This is a genomic window from Sulfitobacter sp. SH24 (genome assembly GCF_965641895.1).
Classification (GTDB): domain Bacteria; phylum Pseudomonadota; class Alphaproteobacteria; order Rhodobacterales; family Rhodobacteraceae; genus Sulfitobacter; species Sulfitobacter dubius.
In genome coordinates, this window is sequence record NZ_OZ282575.1 from 1,452,399 (window position 1) to 1,477,812 (window position 25,414).

Below are 25,414 nucleotides of genomic sequence, written 5' to 3' on the forward strand. Positions count from 1 at the left end.
AGGTATCTGGCAAAGACAAACACAAGGAATGCCCTATGGCCGATATCAAAGACCCCGAAAACACCATCCTGATGGAGCTGAAAGACGGCACAGTGACAATCGAGCTGATGCCCGATCTGGCACCTAAGCACGTTGAGCGCATGAAGGAATTGGCCCGCGCCGGCAAATACGACAATGTCGCCTTCCACCGCGTGATCGAAGGGTTCATGGCCCAGACCGGGGACGTAGCCAACGGCAACATGGAAGACAACTTCAACCTGCGCGCGGCTGGCACCGGCGGCTCGGACCTGCCGAACCTGCCTGCGGAATTCTCCAAGGTGCCCCATGCCCGTGGCACCATTGGTGCGGCTCGTTCGGCCAACCCCGACAGCGCCAACAGCCAGTTCTTCATCAACTTTAAAGACAACGACTTCCTCAATGGTCAGTACACCGTCTACGGGCAGGTCATCTCGGGCATGGAGCATGTCGATGCGATCACCCGTGGCGAGCCGCCTGCGAACCCCGACCGCATGATCTCGGTCAAGGTGGCCGCAGATGCGTAAGATCGCAGGCACCAGCGCTGTACTGGCGATCCTTGGCACGGCGGCTGCGGCAACCGGGCTTGAGATCGAAGTCGCGGGTGAGTCCAATGGTACCGTCAAGATCGACCTGCTGGAAGATGTGGCACCTGCCCATGTCGCACAGATCACCGAGCTGGCCAAAGAAGGCGCCTATGACGGGGTGGTCTTTCACCGCGTGATCGACGGTTTCATGGCGCAGACAGGCGATGTGCAATTCGGCAAAACCGGCGGCGACACCGCGCGCGCTGGCATGGGTGGCTCTGACAAGCCCGACCTTAAGGCCGAGTTTTCGGACATCGCCTATGAGGCTGGCGTCGTTGGCATGGCCCGCAGCCAAAGCCCGGACAGCGCCAACAGCCAGTTCTTCATCATGTTCGATAAGGCACCTTTCCTTGACGGTCAGTACACCGTCGTCGGCAAGGTCACCGAAGGGCAGGACGTGGTCGACGCCATCAAACGCGGCACCGGCCCGAACGGCGCCGTCGTGGGCACGCCGGACGTGATGCAGAAGGTCACGGTGACTGAGTAACGTCCCGACTAGCATCGCGTGGGGTGGGCTTGCTCACCCCGCGCACCGGTCAGCTCAGGCCGTGATGAAATGAGCGTTATCGCCAATGGTCTGTCAGCAGCGCAGCGGGCAGGGCGCAGCCTAGACCGTCCCCCCAAAAGCAAACAGGCGCCGCATTCCCTGCGACGCCTGCGAATGTTTAGCCTGCCGAAGTCTTAGGACGCAGGGTTCGGCTTCTGCGCGGGTGCGGATTTCGCACCGGGGTTCAGCGGGTCATCCTGCCGCTGCACGGAACCTTCGAAATGCGCGCCGGATTCGATCGCGATGGTCTTGTGGATGATGTCACCCTCAACGCGGGCCGTGGATGTCAGGCGGACCTTAAGGCCGCGGACGCGGCCCACGATACGGCCATTAATCACCACATCGTCGGCAACCACTTCGCCTTTGATCGTCGCGGTCTCTCCGATGGTCAGCAGATGCGCGCGGATGTCGCCTTCGACAGTACCTTCGACCTGAATATCGCCGGTGGTTTTCATGTTGCCGGTCACATGCAGATCAGAGGACAGAACAGAGGCAGGCGGCTTTGCCTTGGGCGCGCTGGCCTTGAACTCGTTCTGCTTCGGCGCAGTGGGGGCCGGGGCATGACCGGAAGAGGCCGGCTTGTTGGCATCGGCATCACTGGGCGCGGGATCATTGATTTTGCTTTTAGAAAACATCGTTTGCAGCCTTGATATAGATCATGGGATTGACAGCTTTGCCACCTACGCGGACTTCATAATGGAGATGAACACCGGTGACCCGTCCTGAGGCACCCATATCACCGATATGCTGTCCGCGCGAGACTCTTTGACCAACTTTCACGCGAAGCTTGGACATATGCGCATAGCGCGTCTCGATGCCAAACTCGTGCTGGATCTTCACCAGACGACCATAGCCCGATGACCAGCCCGCGTGAATCACCACACCATCGGCGGTGGAATAGAGCGGCGTGCCCATGCCAGCGGCAAAGTCGACACCCTTGTGCATCCGGCGTCCACCCGTCTTGGGGTCGCGGCGATAGCCGAATTGGCTGGTGAAGCGGAAAGCGTTTTTGACCGGGTTCGCAAAAGGCGCTTTTTCGGCGGCGATCCGGTAAAGGTTCAGCCGGTCCATCTGGTTTAGCAGACGGTTGGCGCGCAGCGTGTCTGGGCTTAATTCCTCACCACGGGTGGTGAAAGACAAAGGCGTCATCGGGCCACCTTGACCGGAATAGCCACGGCGCACAGTGGCAAGAATGCTGTCCGTGGGCATGCCCGCGCTGCGGAACATCTTATCAAGTGGAGCAACCGAAACGCTCATCGCTTCTTCAAGCTGGCGGAAAATGGCATCGTTCTGATCGCGCATGAGCGCAATTTCCTGCGCCATCTCATCGGCTTGCAGCAGGGCGTCTTGGGCATCAACGACAACCTTGTCCCGCTCAGCGGCAGTGCGCGCCAGCGCTTGGGCAAGGAAATCGGTCGGGGCTTGATCCGCGTCGGCGCGAACACTTCCTGCCTCACCATTCTCAAGACTGCCTTCCAGTTCGGCCAGTTTTAACCGGGCCTTCTGACGGTCTTTCATCGTGTCGCGCAGGGTGGACTGGATCACGTCGATCCCAGTCTCCAACTCACGGCGGCGGGTCTCGGACGACAACAGTTCGGACTGCATAACGGAAATCTGAGTCAGGGCGGCGTTGAACCGATCCTGGGCGGCCAGTGCCTCCTCGGCGCGCAGATCACGCTGCGCGGAAAGCTCGTTCAGCCGGGCCTGATAGGTGCGCTGGTCGCGTTTGGCCTGCTCGCGAAAATTGCCAGAGCCGATGCTGTCCATCAGGATGATCGCCGTGGCGATGATGGCCCATGACACGAGAAAGGCAGAGCCTGCGAGCCCGATAATCTGGGTGCCGGGGCGGAGGCGGATGAAACGGGTGTCGCTGTCGGATTTCAGAAAGACGCGGCGTTCGGGAAAGTAATGCTCAAGCAGAGCATGCGTCTTGATGGCAATCCGTGTGCGCACGTTGTCGTCCCTTGTCCCGTCCCGTCGGCGCGGCGGGGCAGCCCGGCCCGCGCCCAACGTCAATAGCCAGTGCCTGCGAATGGGGCAACCCTATTGCCCCATGCCTGCGCGGCAATCCCCCATCCGCCTTATTATGCGCTAAGAAATTGGCAAAAATCCGCCGATACCAAACACTTGCTCTTTTAGTGTTTTGTTATACCGGCCCACCGTCTGCTGTCAGCGGCCAGTAGAAGTCCGGAGGGATTCCCGCCTCGGCACGCTTTTCCTCGTTGAAGGGCGGCTTCAGATTGCCGTGGAAATACTTGCGTACGAGGGCATGAAAACGGTCTTTCGGGTCTTCGTCATGGCGGCCGCAGAGAAAATGAAACCACTTACTGCCATAGGCAACATGGGCGACTTCTTCGGCATAGATCGTCTCAAGCGCGGCGACGGCGCTGTCGGCCTTGGCCTTGCGGAATATCTCGATCATGCCGGGCGTCACATCAAGGCCGCGCGCCTCCAGCACCATCGGCACCACGGCAAGGCGACCCATCAGATCGTCCACCGTATCTTCGGCTGCACGCCACATGCCCGCATGGGCGGGCATCGCGCCGTAGTAGCTGCCCATCTCCTCAAGACAATCGCACATCAGGTTGAAGTGCTTGGATTCGTCGTCCGCCGCTTTCACCCAGTCATCGAAGAACCCAAGCGGAAGCGGAACATGCGAAAACCGCGCAATCACGTCCCAATGCAAGTCGACGGCGTTCAACTCGATATGCGCCACGGCATGCAAAAGCGCCGCGCGGCCCTCGGGCGTGCCGGGGCGGCGGCGGGGCACCTCGCGGGGGCTCAGCAATTCGAGCTTGGCGGGCCGGGCAGGGTGCAACGGCGGGTCGGCGCGTCCCACCTCGGGGCGTTCACCGGCCTCCCGGGCCGAGAGCCACTGCGCCGCATATTTCCGCGACAGCGCCGTCTTCTCGCGCCCATCCGCCGTGCGCAGCACCGCCTCGGCCATTTCCGCGAGCGGCATCATGCGCCGCGCACCGCGTCGAGCACGGCATCCACATGGCCGGGCACCTTCACCTTGCGCCAGACCTGCGCGATCTTGCCCGTCGCGTCGATCAGGTAGGTCGCGCGTTCAATGCCCATGGATTTCTTGCCGTACATGTTCTTCTCGACCCAGACCTCATAGGCTTCGGTCACCGCGCCATCGGTGTCGGACAACAGCGGCACTGTCAGCGCGTGTTTGGCGGCGAATTTGTCGTGTTTGTCCATGCTGTCGCGCGAGATGCCGAAGACCTGCACGCCCGCCTCGGCGAACTCCGAAAGCCGCTCCGAAAAGCCGATCGATTCCTTGGTACAGCCGGGCGTGTCATCGCGCGGGTAGAAGAACAGAACCACCGGCGCACCGCGTAAGGAAGAGAGCGTGATCTCGCCACCGCCGGTCACGGGAAGGGTGAAATCCGGGGCCGGTTGGCCGGGCTGCGGTCCGATCTGCGACATGGGGCGGTTCCTTTGGCTTGTGAAGGGTCGTTCAGGGCTGTCATACTGCATCTGATTTGACAACGTCAAAGCCGCCCCAGCCGAACCGGAGCCCGATGAGCGACCCATCCCCTTCCAGCCCGCCTGCGCCGACAGGCGAGGGGCCGACCCGCCGCAGGTCGCGCCGCCGTGCGGGGATCGCGTCGGTCGCGGTGCTGGTGCTACTCGCGGCGCTGGCGACGGGGGCGGCGGTCTATTTCACCGGGCGTCCGATCCCTGCGCCGCTTTGGGTGCAAGAGCGGATCGAGGCGCGGATCGCGAGCGCCCTGCCACAGGCGCGGGTGGATTTTGGCGCGATGGAGTTTGTCGTCGACGAGGGCTGGCGGCCGCGTGTGCGCCTGCAAGACATCTTTGTCACCACCCCCGAAGGCGACGAGATCGTCAGCTTCAATGAGTTCAAGGCCAGCCTGTCGATGCGGTCATTGTTGCGCGGTGTGGCGCAACCGCGAGAAATTTCCTTATCAGGCGTTGTGGCCAATCTGCGCCGGGGCGCGGACGGACGGGTGAGCCTTTCCGCCGGGGCCGGGATCGCCCCGCCTGAACGCGAGGCCGCGACGTTGCCCCAGTTGATCGGCCAGATTGACGAGGTGCTGGCAGCGCCTGCGCTTTCCGCCCTGCGATCGGTCGAGTTGCGCGCCCTGACCCTGCGGTTTGAGGATGTCCGTGCTGGCCGAGCATGGACCGGTGATGGAGGGCGGCTGCGCCTGTCGCGTAGTGGTGATCAGCTTGATCTATCTGCCGACCTTGCAGTGCTAAGCGGGGGCGCCGGGGTGGCCACACTGACCGCCAATTACAGCAGCCAAATTGGCCAGAACGCCGCGACCTTTGGTGTGACCTTTGATGGGATCGACGCGCGTGATATCGCAGCCCAAGGCCCGGCGTTTTCGTGGCTTGAGGTGCTGCGTGCCAATATCTCCGGCGCGGTGCGCAGCGGGATCGACAGCGCGGGCAGTTTTACGCCGATCAACGCTTCGCTGCAAATCGGGAAGGGCGCGTTGCAGCCCAATCCCCAGACCACGCCAATCCCCTTTGACGGCGCGCGCAGCTACTTTAGCTATGATCCCGCACGCCAGCTTTTGCGTTTTGATGAGATGTCGCTCGACAGCCCGTGGGTTTCTGGCAGTATCACGGGCAGTTCGCAGTTGGGTGATGTCACGGGCGGTATTCCGGGGCGTATGGTGGGGCAGTTTACCCTGCGCGATCTGCGCGCCAATCCTGCCGAACTCTACCCCGAGCCTGTGGCGCTGGATCAGGCGGACATCGACTTCCAACTCAGCCTTGATCCTTTTCGTCTGAAGCTGGGACGGTTGGAGATCAGCGATCAGGGCCGCAGCCTTCGCCTTGATGGCGAATTGCTGGCCGCGCCCGAGGGTTGGAAACTGTCGCTTGATGGTCGGATGGACCGGCTGAACCCAGAGCGGCTGCTGACCCTTTGGCCTGAAACGGTGAAACCCAAGACCCGCAAATGGCTGGATGAGAACCTGCATGGGGGGTGGATGCGCAACCTTGATCTGGCCCTGCGTATGGACCCAGATGCACCGCCGCAGACCTATGTGGCCTTTGACTATGCTGGGGCCGAGGTGCGTTTCCTCAAGACCTTGCCGCATATCACCGACGGCAGCGGGCATATGAGCTTGCTCGACAACCGTTTGGTTGTGACGGTGGACGCGGGCGAGGTGATCGCACCGCAGGGTGGGGCGGTGACGCTGGATGGATCGTCTTTCATTATCCCGGACGTGCGTGTGAAGGACGGCAGCCCATCGGTGATCCGCCTCAATACCCGGTCGACCCTGACCGCTGCGCTGTCGCTGCTGAACCAACCGCCGATGCAGGTGATGGATAAAGCAGGGCTGCCAGTGACACTCGCGGATGGTGAGGCGGTGCTGAATGGCACGCTGGCGCTGCCGCTGAAAAAGGGCGGCAAACCCGAGGATGTGCGCTATCACTTTGCGGGGGAACTGCTGTCTTTGTCGACCGATACCTTGGTCAAGGATCGCAGCCTTCAGGCCAGCAAGCTGTCAATCACCGCCAACAACGACCGTATCACCATCGGGGGCGCGGGCCGGATCGACGGGGTAGGCTTTGACGGGGAATGGTCGCAGGCCATTGGGCCGGGATCGGACGAAAGCAAGCTTACCGCGCAGGTGGCGCTGACCCCCACGGGGCTAGAGGCTTTTGGCATCGCCCTACCGCCAGGCAGCATTCGTGGCAGCGGCACGGGGCAAATCGCGGTGGATCTGAAAAAGGGCACAGCGCCGCGGTTCTCGCTGCAAAGCAATCTCGCGGGGGTGGGCATTTCTGTTCCGCAACTTTCATGGAGCAAAACGCCGGGCACCAAGGGCGAATTGCGACTGGCCGGACGGCTGGGAGAGACGCCCAACATCGACGCCTTTCAACTCACCGCACCGGGGCTGAGGCTCGCCGGATCGATAGACTTGAAACCCGGCGGTGCGCTTGACCGTGTGCGGATCGACCGCCTGCGGCGCGGCGACTGGCTTGATATCCCCGTGCAACTTATCGGGCGTGGCAAGGGCAATCCGGTGCAGGTGGTGCTGGGTGGCGGCACACTCGATATGCGACGCGCAGAGTTCGGGCCTTCCCAAGGGCAGGCCGGGCCACCGATGCGCGTGGCGCTGGATCGGTTGCAGATCACCGATACAATTTCTCTCACCAACCTATCGGGCACATTCGACACTGCCGAGGGGATGGATGGATCGTTCACCGCGCGGCTGAATGGCGGCACACCTGTGCAAGGCCGGGTGCTGCCCCAAGGGGGGCGTAGCGCGGTGCGCGTGGTCTCAGGCGATGCGGGTGGGATCTTGCGTTCGGCTGGGTTGGTCAAACAGGTGGTGGGCGGAAACCTATCGCTGACCCTGCTGCCGGTGGGATTGGGCGGGGCCTTTGATGGGCAACTCAGTGTAAGCGAGGTGGGCATACAAGACGCGCCGGGGATTGCTGCGCTGGTTAATGCGATTTCGGTCGTGGGGCTGATCAACGAACTTAATGGCGATGGGATCTATTTCGATGACGTCGAAGCGAACTTTCGCCTGACCCCGAACCGCCTGACATTGACCGAAGCCAGCGCCGTAGGGGCGTCCTTGGGCTTGTCGATGGAAGGAGTCTATGCGCTCGACAGTGGGTTAATCGACATGCAGGGCGTGGTGTCCCCGGTCTATCTGGTGAACGGAATCGGGTCGTTGTTCACCCGCAAGGGCGAGGGGTTGATTGGTTTCAATTACAGCCTCAATGGCCCAGCGAAAGAGCCCAATGTCTCGGTCAATCCGCTGTCGGCCCTGACGCCCGGGATGTTCCGTGAGCTGTTCCGTAGCCCGCCACCTGCCGCGCCGCGTGTGCAGGGTCCAGCGAATCCGGTTGCCCGAGTGCCAGAGGACCGCTAAGCGCCGGGGCGACCCACGCCCGCCAGACCAGCAGGAATGCCGCATGAAACTTTCTGATTTCGATTTTGACCTGCCTGAGGAATTGATCGCCACGCGCCCCGCCAATCCGCGTTCTTCTGCGCGGCTATTGGTTGCGGATGGCGCTGTGCTGCATGACCGTCGCGTGACCGATTTGACCGACTGGCTGCGCCCCGGTGACCGTTTGGTGCTGAACGATACCCGCGTGATCCCTGCGCGGCTGAGCGGCGTTCGCCACCGTGCCTCTGCACAGGGGGCCGTGCAGGCGAAGATCGAAGTTACGTTACTTGAACCGCGTGGTGACGGCACTTGGTCAGCGTTAATCAAGCCGCTGCGCAAACTGAAGATCGGGGAAGAGGTGATCTTCACCGACGCCCTACGCGCAAAATTGGAGGCGGTCGAAGACGGACAGGGGCATCTTCGTTTCAATTGCACGGGCGATGATTTTGATGCCGCGCTGAACGCCGCAGGTGCTATGCCGCTGCCGCCCTATATCGCCGCCAAACGTGCGGCTGATGCGCAAGACATGACTGATTATCAAACCGTCTTTGCCCGCCATGCAGGCGCGGTTGCGGCCCCGACGGCCTCGCTGCATTTCGACGAGGCGCTGCTGGCGGCGCTGGCGGCACAGGGCGTGGAGTTTAGCCACGTGACGCTTCATGTCGGCGCGGGCACCTTCCTGCCGGTCAAGGTTGACGACATTTCCGAACATAAGATGCACGCCGAATGGGGGCGGGTCAGCGCCAAGGCTGCCGAAGAGATCACAGCGACCCGCGCGGCAGGCGGGCGTGTGATCCCCGTAGGCACCACTGCTCTGCGCCTGATCGAGACCGCGGCGCGCGGTGGGCAGATAACCGCCTGGGAAGGCGACACCGATATTTTCATCACGCCGGGGTTCGAATTCAATGTAACCGACGGGCTGATGACCAATTTTCACCTGCCCAAATCGACCCTCATGATGCTGGTCTCGGCCCTGATGGGCGTGCAGCAGGTCAAAGACATCTATGCCCATGCCATTGCCGAGAAATACCGTTTCTTTTCGTATGGCGACTCCTCCCTTCTGCTGCCGAAGGCGCAAAAACCCGCTTGAATGTCGCACTAGGGGGTGACTAGCCTGCGATTGCGGTCCATGGGAGGGTCTGGGCGAACAAGGAATTGACCGATGATTCAAGTGGTTTCAAGCGCATGGGCGCTCTTGCTGGGCATGTGCCTTTTGATGGTCGGCAACGGCATGCAGGGCACTTTGCTGGGCATTCGCGGCGGCATCGAAGGGTTTTCGACCTTTCAAATGTCGATCGTTATGTCCGCATATTTTGTCGGTTTCCTTGGCGGTTCGCGAATGGCACCGGGAATGATCCGGCGGGTTGGTCACGTTCGGGTCTTTGCCGCGCTTGCCTCGCTGATTTCTGCCGTGATGATCATTTACCCCACGTTCCCCAATATCATCGTCTGGTCGGTCGGTCGCGTGCTGATCGGGTTCTGCTTTTCCGCTGTCTATGTCACGGCGGAAAGCTGGCTGAATAACGCCGCCACCAATGAAAACCGGGGGCAGGCGCTGTCGGCCTATATGATCGTGCAAACACTCGGTATCGTCATCGCTCAAGCGTTGTTGCTGACTGCTGACCCCTCGGGCTTTGTGCTGTTTGTCATTCCATCCGTCTTGGTGAGCATAGCGGTGACGCCAATCCTATTGTCGATCAGCCCCACGCCGCCCTTTGGCACCACCAAACCGATGAGCCTTCGCACACTGATGGAGACTTCTCCGCTCGGTTGCGTCGGCATGTTTCTCTTGGGCGGCGTCTTCTCAGCCCAATTCGGCATGGCGGCTGTTTATGGGGCTGAAGCGGGGCTGAGCGTTGCGCAGATCTCACTTTTTGTCGCGGCCTTCTTTGTCGGTTCTGTGATCTTGCAATATCCCATTGGCTGGATCTCGGACCGGATGGACCGACGCAGCTTGATCGTCATCACGGCGCTGATCGGGGGCGGGGGCTCTATCGTTGGGATGATGCTGGGGCATATCTTTCCGATTCTGCTTGCGACAGCCTTTGTCGTCGGCGGCATGTCGAACCCGCTGTATTCCCTAATCATGGCCCATACCAATGACTTTCTAGACCACGAGGACATGCCCGCAGCTTCGGGCGGGATGTTGTTTATCAACGGCTTAGGGGCTGTATTGGGTCCGGTTATCACAGGTTGGATGATGGGCACCGCGCTTGGGCCGGGGGGGTTCTACTTGTTTACGGCAGTGCTTTTCGTGGCTCTGGCTGGCTATGCCTCCTACCGTAAGACGCAGCGTGCCGCGATTCCGGTCGACGAGACGGGCAACTACGTGCCGATCTACCCCTCGGCCACTGCCGTGGCCGTGGAGATCGCCCAGGAATATATCATTGAAACAGAACAGGAAGCCGCCGAAGAGGCGGCCCAAGAAAACGCCGAAGCAGATAAAAACGCCTCTGATAGCGATAACGATGTCGCGGATGACATAAAACGTGACTAGGCTTTTGCGGTAAGACGTTCTTAACTTTAATGAATCGCCCAAATTGCGGCAAAGGAGTGTGCGGGATGACTGGCACAAATACAGGACCCGAAGACGTACTGAAATTCTGGTTGGAAGACATCGGTCCGACCGGATGGTACAACAGTTCTGAAGATTTGGATGCCGATATCCTTGCCCGCTTTGAAGAGCTTTGGAATGACGCGCAGGCCGGAAGGCTGAGCCATTGGCTGACCAATCCCACCGATGCGCTCGCTTTTTTGATCCTTACAGACCAATTTCCGCGCAACATGTTCCGCGATACGGGCAAGGCGTTTTCAAGCGACCGGGTCGCGCTGGCCGCCGCGAAAAGCGCGATTGAAAAGGGTTGGGATATGCGCATTGAAGCGCCCGAGCGGCAGTTCTTCTATCTGCCGCTGATGCATTCCGAAAACCTTTGTGATCAGGACCGCTGTGTGCGCTTGATGTGTGAGCGGATGCCGGAAAGCCGCGACAGCAACCTGTTGCATGCCCGCGCGCATCGCGAAGTGATCCGCCAGTTTGGCCGTTTTCCCTATCGCAACGCAGCTCTCTCGCGCAGCTTCACCGCGCAGGAAACCTCTTACCTCAAAGAGGGTGGCTACGGCCGTACCGTCAAGCAACTTCGTGAAAGTCGCCAAGCGGCCTGAGCCATTGCTCGGGCAGGGTGCAACACGCGTGGTTGTGGCGATTGCAAATATGGTTTAGCGGTAAACTATATTTGCAAACCCTAACGCGAGGTCCGTGCCATGGCTGCCAAATCCTTTGATCTGATCGTGATCGGTGCGGGGCCGGGCGGCTATGTCGCCGCCATCCGTGGCGCACAGCTTGGCCTTAAGGTCGCGGTTGTTGAGCGGGAAAATCTGGGCGGTATCTGTCTCAATTGGGGCTGCATCCCGACCAAGGCGCTGCTGCGCTCTGCCGAAGTGTTCCATCTGATGCACCGCGCCAAGGATTTTGGTCTGGCTGCGGATAAGATCGACTATGATCTCGCTGCCGTGGTCAAACGTTCGCGCGGCGTTGCCAAACAGATGGAAAGCGGCGTCAAACACCTGCTGAAGAAGAACAAGGTCGAGGTCTTCATGGGCGAAGCCTCGATCCCCGCGAAGGGGAAGGTTTCCGTCAAAACCGAAAAGGGCAGCGAAGATCTGACGGCCGAGAACATCGTTCTGGCCACCGGCGCACGTGCCCGGGAGCTGCCGGGGCTTGAGGCCGACGGCAAGCGGGTCTGGACTTACCGCCACGCCCTACAGCCTGCCCATGACCCCAAAAAGCTTTTGGTGATCGGCTCTGGCGCCATCGGCATTGAATTTGCTAGCTTCTACAACACGCTCGGCGCCGATACGACTGTGGTCGAAGTTATGGATCGCGTTCTGCCTGTAGAAGATGAAGAAATCTCTAAATTCGCCAAGAAGGCCTTTGAGAAGCAGGGCATGACCATCATGCAAAAGGCCACGGTCAAAAAGCTCGACCGTTCCGCCGAGAAGGTCACCGCCCATATCGAACGCGACGGCAAAGTCGAAAAGCTGGAGTTCGACACCGTGATCTCTGCGGTCGGCATCGTCGGCAATACCGAAGGGCTGGGGCTTGAAGAGCTCGGCGTCAAAGTGGACCGGACCCATGTGGTGACAGACGAATACTGTCGTACCGGCGTCGACGGGCTCTTTGCCATCGGTGACATCGCCGGTGCCCCATGGTTGGCGCATAAGGCAAGCCACGAGGGTGTTATGGTGGCTGAACTGATCGCCGGCCAAAAGCCGCACCCGGTCAAACCCGAAAGCATTGCGGGCTGCACCTATTGCCACCCGCAGGTCGCCTCAGTCGGCCTGACCGAGGCCAAGGCCAAAGAGCAAGGCTATGACATCAAAGTCGGACGATTCCCCTTTATCGGCAACGGTAAGGCCGTGGCGTTGGGTGAGCCTGAAGGGATGGTAAAGACCATTTTTGACGCCAAAACAGGCGAGCTTCTGGGTGCGCATATGGTTGGGGCTGAGGTGACAGAGTTGATCCAAGGCTATGTCGTGGGCCGTCAGTTAGAGACGACGGAGGAAGACCTGATGAACACGGTCTTCCCGCATCCGACACTGAGCGAGATGATGCATGAATCCGTGCTCGATGCTTTCGACCGCGTGATTCATATGTAAATTCAGCGGAGCAGGCTGCGCGAAACGCACCTGTTCCGATTTCGGCACGCTGGGCGCTATCTCATGCGGCGGCCGAGGATGGTCAGGCCCAAGATGCCGTCCTGCACCTCAGTATCCGTTGGGCGATCAGCGGACGTGCCCACACAGCCGTAGCGGCAAATTTCGCTTGCTTGCCTCCGATCAAATGGTCAACCAGTTCTGTGAGTATTTACAGACCGCGACCAACTATGCGGCGCGAACCCTCCGCCGCGACTGGATTTCCTCTATCATGAAGCCATAGTTTCTTTTCTCCAGCCTTCCCAAAGCGCCTCCTTTTCACTGAAAAACTTAAAAATAGACCGGCAAATTCAGTTCCACGCCGAGCACGACTGTCGCCCAACCACTCGGTTACAGTGCGACTCAAAACCGGACTTGCTGCCGCATGTGGGCGGAAAGGCAGTGATCCTATTAACGCCACCAAGACGCCGCTCTACACTCGGGCAGAAACCTAAAGAACAGAAACACTATGATTGAGCACACATCCTTTTTGCGCGTTTTCGCGCTTTGGGCCGCCGGGCTGGGCGCTGCGGCTCAATATGGCAAGATGAGCGTCATCTTTGATCTGCTGCCCGATCTCTACCCACAGGCCGGGGCGGCTCTTGGGTTCCTCGTTTCGCTGGTCGGTGGTGTCGGTATCCTCTTAGGTGTTGTTGCCGGGCTGATGGTGGCGCGCATTCGCTATCGACGCGCGATCCTATGCGCCTTGTGGCTGGGGGCGGCGGTTTCGGCTTTTCAGACGCTGCTGCCAGGGTTCGGTTGGATGCTTGCCAGTCGTGTTGTCGAAGGCCTTTCACATCTGGCCATCGTCGTGGCCGCACCGACACTGATTGCGCAACTCAGCACTGTGAAGGACCGCGGCTTTACACTGACGCTCTGGGGTACCTTCTTTGGCGTGGCCTTCGCGGTCTTGACCCTTGCTGGTCGCCCACTTGCGCTGGCATGGGGCGTACCAGCGCTTTTCGCCGCGCATGCACTCTATATGGCGGGCTGCGCTCTGGTGCTTTCGGCCACCCTGCGGAGCCTGCCAGACGAGGGCGCGCAGCCGCCGTTCTCTCTGTCGCAGATGCTGCGCGACCATATGGCGATCTACCGGTCGCCCTTTTTATCTGCTCCGGCTGCGGGCTGGTTGTTCTATACATTCAGCTTTGTCTCCATTCTTACCGTTCTGCCGCCCTATCTTCCCGACGGGTGGCGCGCGATCACCATGGCAGCGATGCCGCTGACCAGCATTGCCGTCTCAATGACCATCGGCGTCGCATTGCTGCGGCGTCTTCCTGCTGTTCGCGTCGTACAAACGGGTTTCACATTGTCGACCCTTTCAATGGCGTGGCTTTGGATGACACCCGGCTCCCCGTTGGCCTGTTTGGCCCTCGCGGGGTCGATGGGCCTGATCCAAGGGGCGAGCTTTACCGCCGTGGCACAGTTGAACCATGGACCCGCCGCGCAGGCGCAGGCCAATGGCGCGGTGGCGCAAATGGGGAACCTTGGCAATAGTCTGGGCACGCCTGTGATGGCCTTCGGTCTTGCGTCCTTTGGCGGCGCCGCACTGCCGCTGCTGGCAGGGGGGGCGTTTGGTATGGGGCTTGTGGCACATCTCCTCCTTGGTGCGGCGCGGCGTCGCAGCTTGAGCGTTCCTGTTTAGTTCTCACATTTTCATTGGAAAACACTGCATCAGCACCTATGTACAAATCGTTAAGAGGGGCATGTCATGGCTGAGTTGAAGAACATCGAAGTGCGCGGTGCGCGCGAGCACAATCTGAAAAACATCGACGTGGATATTCCACGGGACCAACTGGTTGTAATCACGGGGCTTTCTGGGTCGGGTAAGTCGAGCCTCGCGTTCGATACGATCTACGCCGAAGGGCAGCGGCGCTATGTGGAATCGCTGTCGGCCTATGCGCGACAGTTCCTCGATATGATGCAGAAGCCGGATGTCGACCATATCTCTGGCCTCAGCCCGGCGATTTCCATCGAGCAAAAGACCACATCAAAGAACCCCCGGTCGACAGTCGGCACGGTGACCGAAATCTACGATTATATGCGTCTGCTTTTTGCGCGCGTCGGAACCCCCTATAGCCCCGCCACTGGTAAGCCTATCGAGGCGCAGCAGGTCCAAGACATGGTCGACAGGATCATGACCATGGAAGAGGGCACGCGCGCCTATCTCTTGGCGCCGATCATTCGCGATCGAAAGGGTGAATATCGTAAGGAATTCATTGAGTTAAGAAAGCAAGGCTTTCAAAGGGTGAAGGTGAATGGAGAGTTCCACGACCTTGATGAGCCACCTACGTTAGATAAGAAGTTTCGCCATGACATCGACGTGGTCGTTGATCGAATTGTCGTGCGTGAAGGGTTGGAGACGCGTCTCGCAGACTCGTTGCGCACGGCCTTAGACCTTGCCGATGGCATTGCGGTGTTGGAGACAGCGCCGAGTGAAGGCGACCCTGAGCGGCACACTTTCTCCGAGAAGTTCGCTTGCCCCGTCAGTGGTTTTACCATCCCCGAGATTGAGCCGCGTTTGTTTTCTTTTAACGCGCCTTTTGGCGCTTGCCCGTCGTGCGATGGTTTGGGCGTCGAGCTGTTCTTTGACGAACGGCTGGTGGTCCCTGATCAGAACCTGATGATCTATGATGGTGCGCTGGCACCTTGGCGCAAGGGCAAGTCTCCCTACTTTAAACAAACCATCGAAGCCATTGCGAAGCATTATAAATTCGATCAGAAAACGCGGTGGAAAGACCTGCCGGAGAATGTCCAGCAGGTATTCCTGCGCGGTTCGGGTAAGGAAGAGATTGCTTTTCGGTACGACGAAGGCGGGCGTGTCTATGAAGTAAAGCGTGTGTTTGAAGGGGTGATCCCCAACATGCAACGTCGGTATCGTGAAACTGACAGCAATTGGGTACGCGAGGAATTCGAGCGCTATCAAAACAACCGCCCCTGTGGCGCCTGCGGTGGTTTCCGTCTCCGACCAGAGGCGCTTGCGGTTCGCATCGGCCCCGCGACGGGGGATGAGAATGAGTTGCTTCACATCGGTAAGGTTGTGGAGATGTCGATCCGCGAGGCGTACGCATGGTGCACCTCTGTTCCAGAGCATCTAACCTCACAGAAGAATGAGATTGCCCGAGCCATATTGAAGGAAATTCGTGAACGCCTGGGATTCCTAAATAACGTGGGTTTAGAGTATCTTACGATGTCACGTTCAAGTGGAACATTAAGTGGCGGGGAGAGTCAGCGTATCCGTTTGGCCAGTCAGATCGGCTCTGGTTTGACCGGCGTTCTCTATGTGCTTGATGAACCCTCCATCGGTCTGCACCAGCGAGACAACGACAGGTTGCTTGGCACGCTGAAAAACCTGCGTGATCAGGGCAATACCGTGATTGTGGTGGAGCATGACGAAGAAGCGATCCGTGAGGCGGATTACGTCTTTGACATCGGGCCGGGTGCGGGTGTGCATGGCGGGCAGGTGGTCAGCCACGGGACACCAGAGCAGGTGGCAAATGATCCGAATTCTGTTACAGGCCAATACCTTACAGGCGTGCGTGAAATCTCTGTTCCGACAAAGCGTCGGAAAGGGAACAAGAAGAAGCTTCAGGTCGTAAAGGCGACTGGGAATAACCTTCAAGACGTAACAGTCGACTTCCCGCTAGGCAAATTCGTGTGTGTAACGGGTGTTTCGGGCGGGGGTAAATCCACGCTGACCATCGAAACTTTGTTCAAAACCGCGTCGATGAATCTGAACGGCGCGCGGCAGACTCCTGCACCCTGTCAGACCATCAAGGGGTTGGAGCATCTAGATAAGGTTATCGATATCGACCAGCGTCCTATTGGACGGACTCCGCGTTCAAATCCAGCGACTTACACGGGGGCTTTCACGCCGATCCGTGATTGGTTTGCTGGGCTCCCGGAGTCAAAGGCGCGTGGGTATAAGCCGGGGCGGTTCAGCTTTAACGTAAAAGGTGGCCGCTGCGAAGCCTGTCAGGGTGACGGGGTTATCAAGATCGAGATGCACTTTCTTCCGGATGTCTATGTCGAATGCGAGACCTGTAAGGGGGCGCGGTATAATCGCGAGACCTTGGAGGTGCGTTTTAAGGGTAAGAGCATCGCCGATGTCCTTGATATGACAGTGGAAGATGCGCAAACGTTCTTCGCTGCCGTACCCTCGATCCGGGAGAAGATGGACGCACTGATGCGGGTGGGGCTAGGCTACATTAAGGTCGGACAGCAAGCGACCACGCTTTCGGGCGGTGAAGCGCAGCGCGTGAAATTGAGTAAGGAGTTGAGTAAACGCTCAACGGGCCGCACGCTCTATATCCTTGATGAACCGACGACCGGTCTTCACTTTGAAGACGTGCGCAAGCTGTTGGAAGTGCTGCATGAATTGGTGGATCAGGGTAACTCGGTTGTGGTGATTGAGCACAACCTTGACGTAGTGAAAACCGCGGATCACATCATTGATATCGGCCCAGAGGGCGGCGATGGCGGTGGACGGGTGGTGGCGACTGGCACACCGGAAAAGGTCGCGGAAGTGGCCGAAAGCCATACCGGCAAATACCTCAAGCCGATGTTGTACAAACAAGCAAAAGTGGCGGCGGAATAACCGCCGCCACAGTCGGCTTTCCCTGCGGCGTGCTTTTAGAGCACGGCGCGGGCGATGCGGATCAGTTGCAGCGTCTCATAGGCACTGTCCTGTAGCGAGATCACCTGACCGTTCAGTACTGCGTAGTTATAACCTTCTTGCGGTTCGGCCAGACGGTAGAGGTTGATAAGGTCCGCCTGCGTCAGCGCGGCGGTTGGCGCGACGTTAATGCCTGAGCCGATAGTCGGTACGCGGGCCAATTCATTGATCCGCAGCAGGGCGGTGTGATCTTCGTTGCTGAGCAAGACAGGCTGACCGTCAATCAATGCATAGCGATGACCATCTGGCGCTGCATCAAGATTGTAGAGCTGCGCGATCTGATTGGACTCCAACAACAGAAGTTCACGTTCTGTGAGAGGGTCGGCCTCAAGATAGAGTTCGCGGCGCTCGCGCAGTAGCCTGTCCAGTTCTTCATCAGAATAGCTAGCCCATTGCTCATAGGTCACGCCCTGTTTGGCCAGCCCCGGGGGAACGCAAGGCGGGTCTTTCTTGGCCAATCCGGGTGGGCAGTTGCGATAGGTAATCAACTCGTCTTCGGGCAGGGCGGCTGCGTTCAGCTCAGGCGCGGCCAGAGCCAGTGCGGCTGCGCCGAGGATAACGGCCATGTCACGGCCCTCGGGTGCCGGTGTGTTCAGAAGGCGATTTACAACGGTCTCGCGGTCTTGCGTGAAGCGGGTCACGCGCTCATTAAATTCGGCACGGTCCACACCTTTTGGCAGCTTGATCTCATCGCCCTTGATCTTGACCTTGTCGCCGTTGACCTTGATCTCGACCTTATCGTCTTTCTTGGCCTTCTTTTCCTTGTGCTTTTCGGCCTTTTTCTCGTGCTTTTCTTTTTTCTTCTCAGCCTTTTTCTCGCGCTTGTCCTTCTTCTTCTCTTTTTTGTCTTTCTTGTCCTTGTCCTTGTCCTTGTCCTTGCCCTTCTCGCCTTTGGCGAGCCAAAGCGTCTCAGGGCCATTGGCGTCAAACGCAATCGCAGGCTGCGCCGGAGCAAAGCCGGTCCCAGCTGCGGCCAATGGGCCGCTCGCGCAGGCGGTCGTCAGGATTGTGGTAATGAGCAGGCGTCGCATCAGGTGATCTCCACAGATAGGGTCATTCTGAAGCCAACGCCTGCCCGGATCAGGTCGTTCCCGCGGGGGCCGCGATCAGTTTAACCCTGCCAGCCGCGTTTTTCGAAACGGGGCAGCATTGCAGAGAAGTCTTTCCCCTTGCCGCCTTCTTCTTCGACAAAGCGGGCGTAGAGTTCCTTGGCCAGTGCGCCCATCGGTGTGTCGGCATTGGCCATTTCCGCGGCCTGTTGGGACAGCCCCAAATCTTTAAGCATCAGTTCCGCCGCGAAGCCCGGTTTGTAATCGTTGTCGGCAGGCGATTTCGGGCCAACGCCGGGGGCCGGGCAATAGGCGTTCATCGACCATGAGTAGCCGGAAGAGGTGCTAACCACATCGAACATCCGTTCGCGGTCAAGGCCCAGTTTATCGGCCAGCGCGAAGGCCTCGCAGGTGGCGATCATCGTGGCGCCAAGGATCATGTTGTTGCAGATCTTCGCCGCTTGGCCCGCCCCTGCATCGCCGCAATGCACGGCTTTCTGACCCATGATATCGAAAAGTGGTTTGGCCTTTTCAAAGGCGGCTTCAGCGCCGCCCGCCATGAAGGTCAATGTACCGCCCTGCGCGCCACCGATCCCGCCAGAGACGGGTGCATCGACAAAGAGCAAGCCCGCTTTCTCAGCAGCCTCCGCCACAAAGCGGGCGCTTTCCACGTCCACGGTTGAACAATCGACCAACAGCGCGCCGGGGGCCATATGCGCGATTGCCTCTTCCGCCACCTGCCGGAGGATCGCGCCGTTGGGCAGCATGGTGATGACGACGTCTGCCCCTGCGACCGCCTCGGCGATGGTTGCGGCCTCTGCCACGCCTTCGGCTTTGGTGCCGGCCACATCATTGCCGCGCAGGATATGGCCAGCCGCAGCAAGATTGGCCGCCATCGGACCGCCCATATTGCCAAGGCCGATGAAACCGATTGTAAGATTGCTCATGTATTTTCCTCCAAATTCAAATCGTTATCGCCCAGCGGCGCAAGCATCGCGTCGACATCGGACTGCGGCACATCCCCATGGTGTTGCCACTTGGGGCTGCGGTCTTTGTCGATGATCGCCGCGCGTACGCCTTCGATGAAATCGCCATGTTCCATCGCCCGCCACGTATAGCGGTATTCCTGTTGCAAGGCTGGGATCATGCCAATGCCGGGGCCGCGTAGGCGGCGCAGCATCTCGAGTGTACAGGCCATGGAAAGAGGCGATCCGCGGCGCAAGATCTTGAGGGTTTCGGCAGCAAAGTCACTCTTCGCTGTCGTCACCGCGGCGATAACCGCGTTCAATGTCTCACCCGCGAAGAGGTGATCAATCTCGGTCTGTAGGTCAGCCAATTCACCCGCCGGCGGAGGTGTCGCGGCCTTGTCGAGGATGAAGGGATCACCATTCTCCTCAAGCTGCGCGATGAGGGCGGGCCATTCCGTCTCAGTGATGAAGTAATCCGCAAAGCCCGCGTGCAACACATCCCCCGGACCCATACGCGCGCCGGTGGTGCCAAGGTATTCGCCCAGCCGTCCGGGGGCCTGCGCCAAGAGGAGAGAGCCGCCCACGTCGGGCACCAAGCCAATACCGCATTCAGGCATGGCAATCTTGCTGGTTTTGCCCACCACGCGGTGCGAGCCGTGACAGCCTAGCCCGACACCGCCGCCCATGGTGAAGCCCTGCATAAAAGAGATCACCGGTTTGGGATAACCGTGCAGTTTGTTGTTTAGTCGGTATTCATCGGCCCAGAAACGCCGTGCAAAGGCGTAATCGCCACTTTGCCCAGTTTCATAAAGCTGCGCCACATCACCGCCCGCGCAGAAGGCCTTTTCGCCTTCCGCATCCAGTACGATCACCGCTACGCCGGGATCTTCGCGCCAATCGTCCACCGCGGCCTCGATGGCGAGGCACATGTCATAGCTTAGCGCGTTAAGCGCCTTTGGCCGGGTGAGGGTGATGCGCCCGGCACGGCCCGTTTTGCGGATATTGATGTCATTCACGGCGCAGCCCTCAGCGGTTTTTCAGCATGTCACGGGCGACGATGACGCGCATGATCTCGTTCGTGCCTTCAAGGATCTGATGCACCCGCAAATCTCGGACCAGTTTCTCGATCCCATAGTCTGCAAGATAACCGTAACCGCCGTGCAATTGCAGGCATTGGTCGACGACCTTGCTGCCGGTTTCGGTCACGAACTTTTTGGCCATGGCGCAGAACTTGGTGGCATCCGGCGCGCCAGTGTCGAGCTTCCATGCCGCCTGCCGCAAGAAGGTACGTGCGGCCTGCAATTCGATCTCCATATCGGCAAGCCGGAACTGCAACCCTTGGAACTGGTCGATGCTCTGGCCAAAGGCTTTGCGGTCGCCCATGTACTCTAGCGTCTTGGACAGCGCAGTCTGCGCGGCCCCGAGCGAGCAGGCCGAGATGTTGAGCCGCCCACCATCAAGCCCGGCCATCGCGTATTTGAAACCATTGCCTTCCTGTCCGACAAGGTTCTCGGCCCCGATCTTGCAGTCGTCAAACTGGACCAAGGCCGTGGGTTGGCTGCGCCAGCCCATTTTGTCTTCCGGCCCGCCAAAGCTCAGTCCCTCAGTCCCATCCTCGACATAGACGGTCGAGACGCCCTTGGCACCGTCGTCTGAGGTGCGGACCATGGTGACATAGGCATCCGAATAGCCACCGCCTGAAATGAATGCCTTGGTGCCGTTGAGCGTATACCCGTCATTGGTCCGTTCGCAGCGCGTCTTGAGCGCCGCCGCGTCTGAGCCAGATCCGGGTTCGGTCAAGCAGTAGGAGAGCACGGTATCCATGCTGAGCACACCGGGCAGCACACGCGCTTTCATTTCATCGCTGGCAAAATTGTCCAGCATCTTGGCGCACATGTTGTGGATCGACAGAAAGGCCGCGACGGAGGGGCAGGCCATGCTGAGCGCTTCAAACACAAGCGTTGCGTCAAGGCGACTTAGACCAGAGCCGCCGGACTCCTCAGAGACATAGAGGCCGCCGAAACCCAACTCACCGATCTGAGGCCAGAGGTCTTTGGGGATGGTGCCGTCTTTTTCCCATTGATGGGCGTGGGGGGCGATATTGTCTTGCCCAAAGGCATGGGCCATGTCGAAAATGGCGGTCTGTTCTTCGTTCAATGCGAAATCCATCGCGGCTCTCTCCCTGGTGTCTTTGTATTCTGGTAACTGAACACTTGTTTAATTCTATCAGCCGGGCCGCGTCGCAACAAGGCTCACAGGTCGGCGTGGTATTCCTCCATCAAGTGGCGAACGACGGCTTCGCCGCCTTTGCCCTCGGGCGCACTGTCCCAGATCTTGCGTTGGCGATCTGCCGATGTGTCCCCTTTGGCGACATCGCGCAGGGTGCAAATTTCATCAAGGCAACCAAGTGCTTCGGCATCCTCAGCCACAAGACCCAAGATCTCTTCGAACAGCGTGTCAAATCCCTTCATTTGCCGGTCGCCAAAGTCGATCAGTGTATTGCGGGTGCCATAACGTTGGGCGCGCCAACGGTTTTCAGAGATTAGGAACCGGTCATATTTGCGCCAGCTAAGATTGCCGTCACGCAGGCGCAGCAGCATCCGGCAGAGCGCTTGGGTCAGCGCGGCGAGGGCGATGGCATGGTCAAGGCGCGGTTGCACGTCACAGATACGCGCCTCAAGCGTGGGATAATGCACCGAAGGGCGCAGATCCCACCAGACTTTGGAAGCATCAGCGATGATGCCAAGGTCGACTAAAGTCCCCGTTGTACGTTCGTATTCGGCCCAGCTGTCGAACTGTGGCGGCAGCCCGGTGCGCGGCATGTTGTCCATCACGGCCATGCGGTAGGAGGCAAGCCCGGTGTCCTCGCCTTTCCAGAACGGCGAAGACGCTGACAGCGCCAGCAGATGCGGCAGGAAATAGGACAGTTGCGGCATCAGGTCGAGACGCAGATCATCGCTGTCGATACCCACATGCACATGCATCCCACAGATCAGCATACGCCGGGCCACGTCCTCCAACTCAGACTCAAGCTGACTGTATCGTTGCTTATCGGTGGTTTCCTGCGTTTTCCAATCCGAGAACGGGTGGCAGGCTGCGGCGATAGGGGCAAGGTTATGCGCAGCCGACAGGCGGGCGATCGTGCTGCGCAGGTGGCACAGATCGTCGCGGGCTTCTGCGGCAGTTTCACAGGGTTTGGTGCCAATCTCGATTTGGCAGGCAAGAAATTCGGGGCTAACTTGATCCTGTAGCGCTTCGCGGCAGGCGTCCATCAGCGCTTCGGGCACATCGGCCAATGCCAGAGAATCCTTATCAACCAGCAGATACTCTTCTTCGATCCCGATGGTGAATTTGGATTGCATGGCCTGTCCTTTGGCAGGGGGCCGACCGCCCGAAGGCGGCCGGCAGGTGGATCACTCCATCACGGGGATGGAGAACTCGCCACCCTCTTTGATGCCCGACGGCCAGCGGGCCGTGACGGTTTTTGTGCGGGTGTAGAACTTGAACGCATCCGGGCCGTGCTGGTTCAAATCGCCAAAGACGGATTTTTTCCAGCCACCAAAGGTGTGATAGGCCAGCGGCACCGGGATCGGCACGTTGACGCCGACCATGCCGACATTGATCCGGTTGGCAAAGTCACGTGCCGCGTCGCCGTCACGGGTAAAGATCGCGGTGCCGTTGCCGTACTCGTGGTCCATCGCAAGGCCGATCGCCTCTTCGTAGTCCTTGGCGCGCACACAGGTCAGCACGGGGCCGAAGATTTCCTGCTTGTAGATGTCCATATCCTTGGTCGCACGGTCAAAGAGGTGCGGACCGACGAAATAGCCGTTCTCATAGCCTTGCAGTTTGAAGTCGCGCCCGTCGACGATCAGTTCCGCGCCCTGATCGATACCGGTCTGAACCAGACGTTCGATATTGGCCTTGGCGGCGGCAGTCACAACCGGGCCGTAGTCCACGTCATTGCCGGAAGTGTAGGGGCCGACTTTCAGCTTTTCGATGCGCGGCACCAGCTTTTCGATCAGACGGTCGGCGGTTTCATCCCCCACCGGCACGGCCACGGAAATCGCCATGCAGCGTTCGCCAGCAGCACCGTAGCCCGCGCCGATTAGTGCGTCGGCAGCTTGGTCCATGTCTGCGTCGGGCATGATGATCATGTGGTTCTTGGCGCCACCGAAACACTGCACGCGCTTGCCGTTGGCACAGCCAGTTGCATAGATGTATTCGGCAATCGGCGTGGAACCTACGAAACCCACCGACTGAATGACGTCATGGTGCAGGATCGCGTCGACGGCTTCTTTGTCGCCATTCACGACCTGAATGATGCCCTTGGGCAGACCGGCTTCTTCCAGCAGTTCGGCCAGCATCAGCGGGACGGAGGGGTCACGCTCGGAAGGCTTCAGGATAAAGGCGTTGCCGCAGGCGATGGCCGGGGCGAACATCCACATCGGGATCATGGCGGGGAAGTTGAAGGGCGTGATGCCTGCCGTCACACCAAGCGCCTGACGCATGGAGTACATGTCGATGCCGGGGCCGGCGCTGTCGGTGAAATCACCTTTCAGCAGTTCGGGCGCGCCGATGCAGTATTCGACCACTTCAAGGCCACGCTGCACGTCACCGGCGGCGTCGGGCAAGGTCTTGCCGTGCTCGCGGCTCAGCGCCTCGGCCAGCTTGTCCATGTCGCGGTTTAGCAGGGAGACGAATTTCATTAGCACGCGGGCGCGGCGCTGCGGGTTGGTCGCGGCCCATTTGGGCTGGGCGGCGGCGGCGTATTCAACGGCTTTGTTCAGCTCTTCGCCATTGGCGAGCGGCACTTTCGCCTGCACTTCGCCGGTGGCGGGGTTCATCACGTCGGCAAAGCGCCCGGAGGTGCCTTTGACGTGTTCGCCGTTCAGGTAGTGGGTCATCTCTTGCATGATCGGTCTCCTCTATGGTTGGCGGCACGATAGCCTTGCAAAAAGCAATGGAACAGAGGAAGGATGGCAAAACCGTCTTGCATTTTTGCAAGATGGCGAGAGGGGGCACCGATGGAACAGAACTGGGACGACCTTCGGCTGTTCCTCGCCGTGGCGCGGGAGGAGAGCCTTTCGGGGGCGGGAAAACTGTTGCGACTGGATCCAGCGACGCTGGGCCGCCGTATGGCGCGGCTTGAAAAGTCGTTGCAAACGGTGCTCTTCGTTAAATCCCCGCAGGGATATGCGCTGACCGAAGCGGGGAGTGACCTGATGCAAAGGGCCGAGCGGGCGGAACAGGCCATGCGCGCGGCGACGGCCGGGGTGCCGGTACAGAGCGATCAATTGACGGGCCAAATTCGTGTGGGCGCGCCGGATGGGGCGGCGAACTATCTGCTGCCGCAGGTCTGTGCGGCGATTGCTGCGGAAAACCCCGGTCTGGATGTGCAGATCGTCGCGCTGCCGCGCGTTTTCAACCTGTCCCGGCGCGAAGCGGACATGGCAATTGGGGTCAGCGCGCCCACGGCGGGGCGGCTGGTGGTGCAAAAGGTGACGGATTACCATCTGCATCTCGCCGCCGCCGAAAGCTACCTTGCGCAACATCCCGAAGTCAGCGCTGTCACAGATCTGCAAGGGCACCGGATGGTTGGTTACATCCCTGATATGATCTTTGATCGTGAGTTGGATTACCTTGCCGATCTGGGGGTCGGGCGGGTGGCGCTCGCGTCTAATTCGGTCTCTGTGCAGGTGCGGATGATCCAACAGGGTGGGGGAATTGGCGTGGCGCATGACTTCTCACTCGCTGCGACGCCAGGAGTGCGGCGTATTCTGACCGATGCGGTTAGCCTGAAACGCGCCTTCTATCTGATCCGCCACGCCGATGATCGCCGCAATGCCCGGCTGGCCGCCTTTGCCGAGGCGTTGGCGGTGGGGTTGCGGGCCGAAACTGCGCGGCTGGAGGCCGCCACCGCAGGGCAGGCTGCGCCAAAAGCTTGACAGAAAAGGATTTCGCGGTGACGCTGGACTTCTCTTTGCCGTGCAA

The 25,414-nt window shown here is 59.7% G+C and carries 20 protein-coding genes; 10 read left to right on the plus strand and 10 right to left on the minus strand.

What is annotated here, in order from left to right; genetic code table 11:
* Nucleotides 1-35: 35 nt before the first annotated feature.
* The gene (locus ACSQ16_RS09765) at nucleotides 36-542 is read left to right on the plus strand and encodes a peptidylprolyl isomerase (protein ID WP_093925979.1); all 507 of its coding nucleotides are present in this window, start codon (nucleotides 36-38) and stop codon (nucleotides 540-542) included.
* Entirely contained in the window at nucleotides 535-1,089 is a 555-nt protein-coding gene (locus tag ACSQ16_RS09770) for a peptidylprolyl isomerase (RefSeq protein ID WP_243260765.1), read from the plus strand. Before ACSQ16_RS09765 ends, ACSQ16_RS09770 begins: the two co-directional genes overlap by 8 nt.
* Before the next feature lie 194 nt (nucleotides 1,090-1,283).
* Here the strand turns inward: ACSQ16_RS09770 and ACSQ16_RS09775 are convergent, their stop codons facing one another.
* The 4 genes from ACSQ16_RS09775 to ACSQ16_RS09790 all read right to left on the minus strand — a co-directional run bounded on the left by ACSQ16_RS09775 (nucleotide 1,284) and on the right by ACSQ16_RS09790 (nucleotide 4,584).
* Nucleotides 1,284-1,784: a bactofilin family protein gene (locus tag ACSQ16_RS09775; protein ID WP_093925981.1), complete on the minus strand. Its 501-nt coding sequence runs from the start codon at nucleotides 1,782-1,784 to the stop codon at nucleotides 1,284-1,286.
* Entirely contained in the window at nucleotides 1,774-3,102 is a 1,329-nt protein-coding gene (locus ACSQ16_RS09780) for a M23 family metallopeptidase (RefSeq protein ID WP_093925982.1), read from the minus strand. The genes ACSQ16_RS09775 and ACSQ16_RS09780 overlap by 11 nt, the downstream gene beginning before the upstream one ends.
* A 193-nt stretch (nucleotides 3,103-3,295) precedes the next feature.
* Nucleotides 3,296-4,114 (minus strand): ferritin-like domain-containing protein, encoded by an 819-nt coding sequence (locus tag ACSQ16_RS09785; protein ID WP_243260764.1) that lies wholly within the window; start codon nucleotides 4,112-4,114, stop codon nucleotides 3,296-3,298.
* Entirely contained in the window at nucleotides 4,111-4,584 is a 474-nt protein-coding gene (locus ACSQ16_RS09790) for a peroxiredoxin (protein ID WP_243260763.1), read from the minus strand. The genes ACSQ16_RS09785 and ACSQ16_RS09790 overlap by 4 nt, the downstream gene beginning before the upstream one ends.
* Nucleotides 4,585-4,679: 95 nt before the next feature.
* Between ACSQ16_RS09790 and ACSQ16_RS09795 the strand changes: the two genes are divergently transcribed.
* From ACSQ16_RS09795 to uvrA, 7 genes are all read left to right on the plus strand, one after another.
* Nucleotides 4,680-8,021 (plus strand): YhdP family protein, encoded by a 3,342-nt coding sequence (locus ACSQ16_RS09795; RefSeq protein WP_243260762.1) that lies wholly within the window; start codon nucleotides 4,680-4,682, stop codon nucleotides 8,019-8,021.
* A gap of 43 nt (nucleotides 8,022-8,064) precedes the next feature.
* Entirely contained in the window at nucleotides 8,065-9,129 is a 1,065-nt protein-coding gene (gene queA, locus ACSQ16_RS09800; RefSeq protein ID WP_243260761.1) for a tRNA preQ1(34) S-adenosylmethionine ribosyltransferase-isomerase QueA, read from the plus strand.
* Nucleotides 9,130-9,201: 72 nt separating this feature from the next.
* Nucleotides 9,202-10,536 carry an MFS transporter gene (locus ACSQ16_RS09805; protein WP_093925987.1) on the plus strand — a complete coding sequence of 445 codons (1,335 nt, stop codon included), beginning with the start codon at nucleotides 9,202-9,204 and terminating at the stop codon, nucleotides 10,534-10,536.
* A gap of 65 nt (nucleotides 10,537-10,601) precedes the next feature.
* Entirely contained in the window at nucleotides 10,602-11,201 is a 600-nt protein-coding gene (locus tag ACSQ16_RS09810) for a DUF924 family protein (RefSeq protein WP_243260760.1), read from the plus strand.
* A 99-nt stretch (nucleotides 11,202-11,300) separates the two neighbouring features.
* Complete coding sequence (lpdA, locus tag ACSQ16_RS09815; RefSeq protein ID WP_093925989.1) at nucleotides 11,301-12,695, plus strand: dihydrolipoyl dehydrogenase; 1,395 nt, start codon at nucleotides 11,301-11,303, stop codon at nucleotides 12,693-12,695.
* Between the two features lie 505 nt (nucleotides 12,696-13,200).
* Nucleotides 13,201-14,376, plus strand: coding sequence for an MFS transporter (locus ACSQ16_RS09820; RefSeq protein WP_243260759.1), 1,176 nt, complete (start codon nucleotides 13,201-13,203; stop codon nucleotides 14,374-14,376).
* A gap of 66 nt (nucleotides 14,377-14,442) precedes the next feature.
* Nucleotides 14,443-17,328: an excinuclease ABC subunit UvrA gene (uvrA, locus tag ACSQ16_RS09825; protein WP_243260758.1), complete on the plus strand. Its 2,886-nt coding sequence runs from the start codon at nucleotides 14,443-14,445 to the stop codon at nucleotides 17,326-17,328.
* A gap of 35 nt (nucleotides 17,329-17,363) precedes the next feature.
* On the opposite strand, the gene ACSQ16_RS09830 is transcribed toward uvrA, so the two are convergent.
* The 6 genes from ACSQ16_RS09830 to ACSQ16_RS09855 form a co-directional block, all read right to left on the minus strand.
* On the minus strand, nucleotides 17,364-18,437 hold the full coding sequence (locus ACSQ16_RS09830) for a transketolase (protein ID WP_435988740.1): 1,074 nt from the start codon (nucleotides 18,435-18,437) through the stop codon (nucleotides 17,364-17,366).
* Between the two features lie 80 nt (nucleotides 18,438-18,517).
* Nucleotides 18,518-19,402 carry a 3-hydroxyisobutyrate dehydrogenase gene (mmsB, locus tag ACSQ16_RS09835; protein WP_243260756.1) on the minus strand — a complete coding sequence of 295 codons (885 nt, stop codon included), beginning with the start codon at nucleotides 19,400-19,402 and terminating at the stop codon, nucleotides 18,518-18,520.
* Nucleotides 19,399-20,439, minus strand: coding sequence for an enoyl-CoA hydratase/isomerase family protein (locus tag ACSQ16_RS09840; protein ID WP_243260755.1), 1,041 nt, complete (start codon nucleotides 20,437-20,439; stop codon nucleotides 19,399-19,401). The genes mmsB and ACSQ16_RS09840 overlap by 4 nt, the downstream gene beginning before the upstream one ends.
* A 10-nt stretch (nucleotides 20,440-20,449) precedes the next feature.
* Complete coding sequence (locus ACSQ16_RS09845; RefSeq protein WP_243260754.1) at nucleotides 20,450-21,592, minus strand: acyl-CoA dehydrogenase family protein; 1,143 nt, start codon at nucleotides 21,590-21,592, stop codon at nucleotides 20,450-20,452.
* A gap of 83 nt (nucleotides 21,593-21,675) precedes the next feature.
* Nucleotides 21,676-22,785: a carboxylate-amine ligase gene (locus ACSQ16_RS09850; protein WP_243260753.1), complete on the minus strand. Its 1,110-nt coding sequence runs from the start codon at nucleotides 22,783-22,785 to the stop codon at nucleotides 21,676-21,678.
* 51 nt (nucleotides 22,786-22,836) lie between these two features.
* Nucleotides 22,837-24,336, minus strand: a complete 1,500-nt coding sequence (locus tag ACSQ16_RS09855) for a CoA-acylating methylmalonate-semialdehyde dehydrogenase (protein ID WP_243260752.1) — start codon at nucleotides 24,334-24,336, stop codon at nucleotides 22,837-22,839.
* 111 nt (nucleotides 24,337-24,447) lie between these two features.
* Between ACSQ16_RS09855 and ACSQ16_RS09860 the strand changes: the two genes are divergently transcribed.
* Nucleotides 24,448-25,368, plus strand: a complete 921-nt coding sequence (locus ACSQ16_RS09860; RefSeq protein WP_243260751.1) for a LysR family transcriptional regulator — start codon at nucleotides 24,448-24,450, stop codon at nucleotides 25,366-25,368.
* Nucleotides 25,369-25,414 lie beyond the last annotated feature (46 nt).

What these genes read in the sequence shown, in the direction of transcription:
- ACSQ16_RS09765 (WP_093925979.1), top strand. Translation starts at nt 36, where the DNA reads ATGGCCGATATCAAAGACCCCGAAAACACCATCCTGATGGAGCTGAAA.
- ACSQ16_RS09770 (WP_243260765.1), top strand. Translation starts at nt 535, where the DNA reads ATGCGTAAGATCGCAGGCACCAGCGCTGTACTGGCGATCCTTGGCACG.
- ACSQ16_RS09775 (WP_093925981.1), bottom strand. Translation starts at nt 1,784, where the DNA reads ATGTTTTCTAAAAGCAAAATCAATGATCCCGCGCCCAGTGATGCCGAT.
- ACSQ16_RS09785 (WP_243260764.1), bottom strand. Translation starts at nt 4,114, where the DNA reads ATGATGCCGCTCGCGGAAATGGCCGAGGCGGTGCTGCGCACGGCGGAT.
- ACSQ16_RS09790 (WP_243260763.1), bottom strand. Translation starts at nt 4,584, where the DNA reads ATGTCGCAGATCGGACCGCAGCCCGGCCAACCGGCCCCGGATTTCACC.
- ACSQ16_RS09795 (WP_243260762.1), top strand. Translation starts at nt 4,680, where the DNA reads ATGAGCGACCCATCCCCTTCCAGCCCGCCTGCGCCGACAGGCGAGGGG.
- queA (WP_243260761.1), top strand. Translation starts at nt 8,065, where the DNA reads ATGAAACTTTCTGATTTCGATTTTGACCTGCCTGAGGAATTGATCGCC.
- ACSQ16_RS09805 (WP_093925987.1), top strand. Translation starts at nt 9,202, where the DNA reads ATGATTCAAGTGGTTTCAAGCGCATGGGCGCTCTTGCTGGGCATGTGC.
- ACSQ16_RS09810 (WP_243260760.1), top strand. Translation starts at nt 10,602, where the DNA reads ATGACTGGCACAAATACAGGACCCGAAGACGTACTGAAATTCTGGTTG.
- lpdA (WP_093925989.1), top strand. Translation starts at nt 11,301, where the DNA reads ATGGCTGCCAAATCCTTTGATCTGATCGTGATCGGTGCGGGGCCGGGC.
- ACSQ16_RS09820 (WP_243260759.1), top strand. Translation starts at nt 13,201, where the DNA reads ATGATTGAGCACACATCCTTTTTGCGCGTTTTCGCGCTTTGGGCCGCC.
- uvrA (WP_243260758.1), top strand. Translation starts at nt 14,443, where the DNA reads ATGGCTGAGTTGAAGAACATCGAAGTGCGCGGTGCGCGCGAGCACAAT.
- ACSQ16_RS09830 (WP_435988740.1), bottom strand. Translation starts at nt 18,437, where the DNA reads ATGCGACGCCTGCTCATTACCACAATCCTGACGACCGCCTGCGCGAGC.
- mmsB (WP_243260756.1), bottom strand. Translation starts at nt 19,402, where the DNA reads ATGAGCAATCTTACAATCGGTTTCATCGGCCTTGGCAATATGGGCGGT.
- ACSQ16_RS09845 (WP_243260754.1), bottom strand. Translation starts at nt 21,592, where the DNA reads ATGGATTTCGCATTGAACGAAGAACAGACCGCCATTTTCGACATGGCC.
- ACSQ16_RS09850 (WP_243260753.1), bottom strand. Translation starts at nt 22,785, where the DNA reads ATGCAATCCAAATTCACCATCGGGATCGAAGAAGAGTATCTGCTGGTT.
- ACSQ16_RS09855 (WP_243260752.1), bottom strand. Translation starts at nt 24,336, where the DNA reads ATGCAAGAGATGACCCACTACCTGAACGGCGAACACGTCAAAGGCACC.
- ACSQ16_RS09860 (WP_243260751.1), top strand. Translation starts at nt 24,448, where the DNA reads ATGGAACAGAACTGGGACGACCTTCGGCTGTTCCTCGCCGTGGCGCGG.